The organism is Methanoregula sp. (genome assembly GCF_002835825.1).
Classification (GTDB): Archaea; Halobacteriota; Methanomicrobia; order Methanomicrobiales; family Methanospirillaceae; genus Methanoregula.
The window spans coordinates 1-4,996 of record NZ_PIZH01000160.1 but is presented as its reverse complement, the minus strand read 5'-3'; the positions used below and the strand labels follow the sequence as shown (position 1 = coordinate 4,996).

3 protein-coding genes are annotated in these 4,996 nt (G+C 60.5%); all 3 read right to left on the bottom strand.

All coding sequences use genetic code 11. The annotated features are described in order from the left end of the window. Positions 1-73 precede the first annotated feature (73 nt). Positions 74-1,552: a histidine kinase dimerization/phospho-acceptor domain-containing protein gene (locus CW742_RS07065; protein ID WP_292418404.1), complete on the bottom strand. Its 1,479-nt coding sequence runs from the start codon at positions 1,550-1,552 to the stop codon at positions 74-76. A 97-nt stretch (positions 1,553-1,649) separates the two neighbouring features. After that, positions 1,650-1,967 carry an ATP-binding protein gene (locus CW742_RS07060; RefSeq protein WP_292418405.1) on the bottom strand — a complete coding sequence of 106 codons (318 nt, stop codon included), beginning with the start codon at positions 1,965-1,967 and terminating at the stop codon, positions 1,650-1,652. A gap of 51 nt (positions 1,968-2,018) precedes the next feature. Continuing rightward, the coding region (locus CW742_RS07055) for a PAS domain S-box protein (RefSeq protein WP_292418402.1) at positions 2,019-4,996 on the bottom strand (2,978 nt) is incomplete at its 5' end.

Genomic DNA, 4,996 nt, shown 5'->3' with positions numbered 1-4,996 from the left:
CGTCCGGGGCGATGTACAGATCAAGCGAGAGCGTTTTCCCGTCGGCCAGCGGCATCACGGTGCGAACGCACTTCTACCGCAGCGGGGCGATCGCCACGGGCGAGGCTGCGACGTTCAGCTGCCCGGCCTCGATCTTCGAGATGTCCAGGACATCGTTGATCAGGGCGAGCAGGTGCTCTGCGCTCTCAGAGACCATTGCAAGCTGCTTCTTCTGCTCGTCATTGAGCGGCCCGGCCAGCTCCTGTTCGAGCACGCCCGAGAACCCGATGATCGAGTTGAGCGGTGTCCGGAGCTCGTGCGACATCGTGGCAAGGAACGCTGACTTGAGACGGTCGGCCGACTCGGCGGCCTCTTTTGCCGTTGCCAGCTCGCGGGTCCGTTCTGCAACGAGCTCTTCGAGATGGTCGCGGTAGGCCTCCAGCTGGAGGAGGGCCTGCTCCCTCCCCATCTTCTCGCTGTGGATTTTCTCTACCATTGCCCGGAACGATTGCGACAGGGTCGCGATCTCGCCGGTACCGGTGACCTCGATCTCCTGCTCCACGTCACCGGTCTCGGCGATCCTCCGGCTTACTTCGGTCAGGGAGGAGAGCGGCTGGATCACCGTGTAGTGAAGGGCAAGGATCGTGATGACACTGAGCATGACCAGGGCCAGGAGCACAAAGAGGAGGATCCGCTGGATGGATGCGTTGATCTCCGCATCGATCGCGGTAAAGGGAACGAACGTCCCGATTTTCCATCCCAGTTCCGGCGAGGTGTAGTACATCAGGTAGGAGCCTTCCAGGACGAGGACGCCTTCCTGCGAGGAGAGGAACGCAGGCGCCAGGTCGCCGAGGATATCGCTCACCGGGTGGTAGAGAAGCGCCGGGTCCTGTGCGGCAAGAATAGTCCCCTTCTGGTCGGTGAGGATCATGTCCCTGCCGCCCACCTGCCCGACCGAGGTGATGTAACTGGTCAGGTTGACGAGCGTGATATCCGCACCGACCACGCCATAGATCGTTCCGTCCGGGTCCTGGAGCGGGGTCACGATCCCGATGTTCACGTCATCCGTTGTCACCGCCTTGTAGGGCTCTGTCACCGAGACCTCCCCGGGGTGCTCCTTTGCAAGGACGTACCACGGGCGCTCGCGGGGATCGTAGGCAGTCGGCCGCCTTGGAAACGACCGCACGAACGCCCCGTTCTCCCGGCCCATGTACACCGAACTGACGTACGGGTGGGAGACCTGGTAGCCTTTCAGGACAGCGATGATCGCGAGTTCCTTCTCGCTGTAGGAATACTGGAAGGTCTCCTCGGAGGCATTTAAAAACTGCGTGAATCCCGCGTCATCCCTTGTCCTGACCTCCGCGTTGAGCGCAAGCTCGGAAACATCGTGCCTTGCCTCTCCGATGAAGGTGCTGAGCGCAAAATCGATGTGCCGGAGCTGGCTGATGGAGCCGGCGGAGATCGTGTCAAGGTTCTGCTTGTGCAGGGTTGCGGGAAGGACTCCTCCGATAAGGATGAGCACCAGGACGCCTATGCAGAGATAGAGGACGAGGACGCGGGACTGGAGACTCATGGGTATGAGGGAATACTTGTTTCTTTATAATAACAGTTTCTGTCAGGGCTTTTTACGGTGGAGAGCAGCGCCGGCACAAACAACCGGTCACTGCCTCTCACGTCCCGCTCTTCCGCCAGCACTCGCGGGGAACGCGGATCTCGAACCGTGCGCCTTTCCCCGGCGTCCCCGTCTCCCGGATCGTGATCCCCGTGATCGAGAGGATCTCCCGGACTAAAAAGAGGCCATAGCCCGTGTTCTTCCCCCATCCCTTCTCGAAGATCTTCTCCTTCTCCTCCTCCGAAATCCCGATCCCGTTGTCCTCCACCACGATCGTGAGTGCCTCCCCATCCGTCCCGCACTGGACAACCGCCTCCGTTGCGTGCTCCCCGTGCCGGTGGGCATTGTCGAACAGGTTGAAGAAGACCCTCTCCAGACTCGGGTCGTCGAAGATTTCGATTTCAGAACAGAGATTCCGGGACGGCAGCTACTTTATGCAGGCCTTTTTCACGACAGCATCCAGCGGGGACCAGGACGAAGCGTTCACGCCCAGTTCGTGGTAGGTCTTCATAAATTCTATCTGCCCGCGGATCGTGGTTGCGCAGGTATCGATCTTTTCCAGGTACCCGGCAATGGTCGTGTCCTGCTCCGTCATTTTGGCAAACTGGGTGAACCCCTGCAGCGTGATGAGCTGGTTCCTGATATCGTGCCGGGTCAGGCTGTTTAAGAGCGCGAGTTTCCGCCATGCCTCCTGGAGGCAGGTCTCGGCATGTTTCCGCTCCGTGATGTCCCGGAATGCAACAAGGACAGAAGGCAGCCCCTCGTACCGGATGGGTTTTGCCACAACTTCCACCGTGAAGGGCTCACCGGTTGTCGCAAGGAGCACCTCCTCCTGAAGAGGGATCATCCTGCCGGTATCTGCCATACTGCGGAAGTCATCGAGTGCTTTTTTCCGGTAATCCGGGTGGATGAAAGGCAGGACACTCTTCCCGATGAGGTCTTCGGCAGTCTTGGCTTTTAAGAGCCGTACTGCCTCCGGGTTTGCATAGACGACTTTTCCGTCACGGTGAACGGCAACGGCAACCGGGGAGACATCCACGAGCGACCGGTACTTCTCCTCGCTCTCCCGGAGGCTCTCTTCCACCTCTTTTCTTCTGGTGATGTCCTCAGAATAGATGATAATGCCGCCGATGGTATTGCCGGTCGTGTACCAGGGCCGCACCTCCCATGCCAGCCACTGGACTGAACCATCGCTCCGGACAAACCGGTCCTCGGCAGAAGAGATGACCTCTCCGGCAAGCCCGCGGCGGTGGATGGCCTTCAGCGGCTCGGGAAGTTCGGGAAAGATCTCGTAATGGGAATGGCCGGCAATATCGCTGTCGCCGAGGTGGTAGTCGGCCATCCACCGGCGGCTGGCCGCAATATAGCGCATCCCGGTATCGAACATGGCAAGTGCTGCCGGGGCGTGCCGGATGAAGAGCCGGAGCCGCTCCTCGCTTGCACGGAGGGCCTCCTCGGCCTGTTTGCGCTCCGTGATATCCTGGACGATCGAGTGCAGCAGCAGTTTACCGGCTATCGTCACCGGGGCGCTGAAAACCTCCACGTCCCGGATTTCCCCGCTCTTTTTCCGGTGCCGGAACTGGAAGACGAGGCCGTCGCGGCTTGCTGCACGGTCCATTTCACGCCGGATATCATCAGTATCCAGCGTGTTGATGGCGCTTACGGGCAGGCCACGGAGTTCTTCCGGGGTATAGCCATAGTACCTGCAGGCGGCGGCATTGCCCTCGACAATGGTCGCGGTATCCCGGTCAATGATCAGCATGACCGCGTTTGTGATCTCGAAGAGGTCGCGGTAGCGTTTCTCGCTCTCGCGCAGGGCCTCCGTTGCCCTGACCCGATCGGTAACATCGTTGAGCGTCTCGACCGCCCCGATGATTGTCCCGTCCGCATCCCGTACCGGCGCTGCCGTGAACATGAGCCAGGTACCGGAGGGGCCCATGGCGGGGAAGAAGTCCGTTGCTTCGTACCCGCCTTCGACATGCGGGGCCGGGTTCAGTTTTCCGCCGTACCATCTGGAGAGGTCATCGGTATTATTGTCGACCAGCAGATCGGCAAGGACCGGCCGTTTCTCCGAATAAAACGCACGCCACTGCAGGGTCGTCCCCAGCACCTCTGCGGCAGGAATGCCGCTGTACTTTTCGAGCGCCTTGTTCCACGCGATGATCCGGTGGTCGCGGCCGATGACGAACTGGAGGACTGGCGTTCCTTCGAGGATCGCACTCAGTTCAGCCCTGCTCTGCTGCAGGGCATCCTCGAACTGCTTGCGTTCGGTGATGTCCCGTGCGGCAGCGAAGATCAGGTCCCCTCTCGGGAAGGAACGCCACTCGATCCAGCGGTAGCTGCCGTCCCTGCGCCGGTACCGGTTCGTGAAGTTGAGCACGCTTTTCTGGCTGCTGAGTTCGCCCACCGCTGCACGCGTTGCATCCAGGTCATCCGGGTGGACAAAGTCGAGGAACCGGTGTCCTTCGAGTTCGGCGAGCGTATACCCGAGGGTCCGCTCCCACTCGGGGTTCAGCCTGCGGAAGGTGCCATCAATCCCGGCAATGCAGAACAGGTCAAGGCTTGCAGAGAAGAACCGGTCCAGCTCCTCGGTTTTTTCGTTGAGGGCATCCTCAGCAGTTTTACGGCCCGTAATATCCTCGGAAAAAAGGATGATGCCACCGACAATCTTCCCTTTTGTGTACCACGGGCGCACTTCCCAGGTAAACCACTGGACGGCACCGTTCTCGTGCACGTAGCGGTACTCGCTCGATGAGATTACCTCCCCTGCGAGGGCCCGGCGGTGGGCGTCTTTGAGGTCTTCAGGGAGATTGGGAAAGATCTCATAATGGGACCGACCGGCAATATCGCGGTCCCCGAGGTGGTTGTCGGCCAGCCACCTCCGGCTGGCAGCAAGGTAGCGCATATCGTTGTCGAACATGGCGATTGCGACCGGAGCCTGCTGGATAAAGAGCCGGAGCCGCTCCTCGCTCTCCTGGCGCTCCATCTCGGCTTTCTTTCTGCCGGTTATGTCAAGGAACATGGCAGTCATGGAACCCCTCGCAGGGCGGAAAGCCGTGACGGAAAAAGCACCGTGTATCACGCCCTTGTCGTATATCACCTGCTCGGTCTGCCAGGGAATCCCGGACTCTGCCACGTCGCGGTATTTCGCAGGGATCTCCGTTTCTGTAAGGCCGGGGAACGCCTCAAGAATGGTCTTCCCGACCAGCAGTTCGTGGCTGATGCCGAGGATCCGGTCAGCAGCGGGATTCGCACCGGCAAACACGAGCCCGCGGCCCGGGTCCAGATCGTAGAAGTGCATGCCATAGGGAGAGTTCTCGATGATGCTCCGGTAGCGCTCCTGGCTCTCGCGGACACGCTGCCCCCCGGCCGCCAGTTCCTCGTACTGGTCGCGGAGCTCCTCCT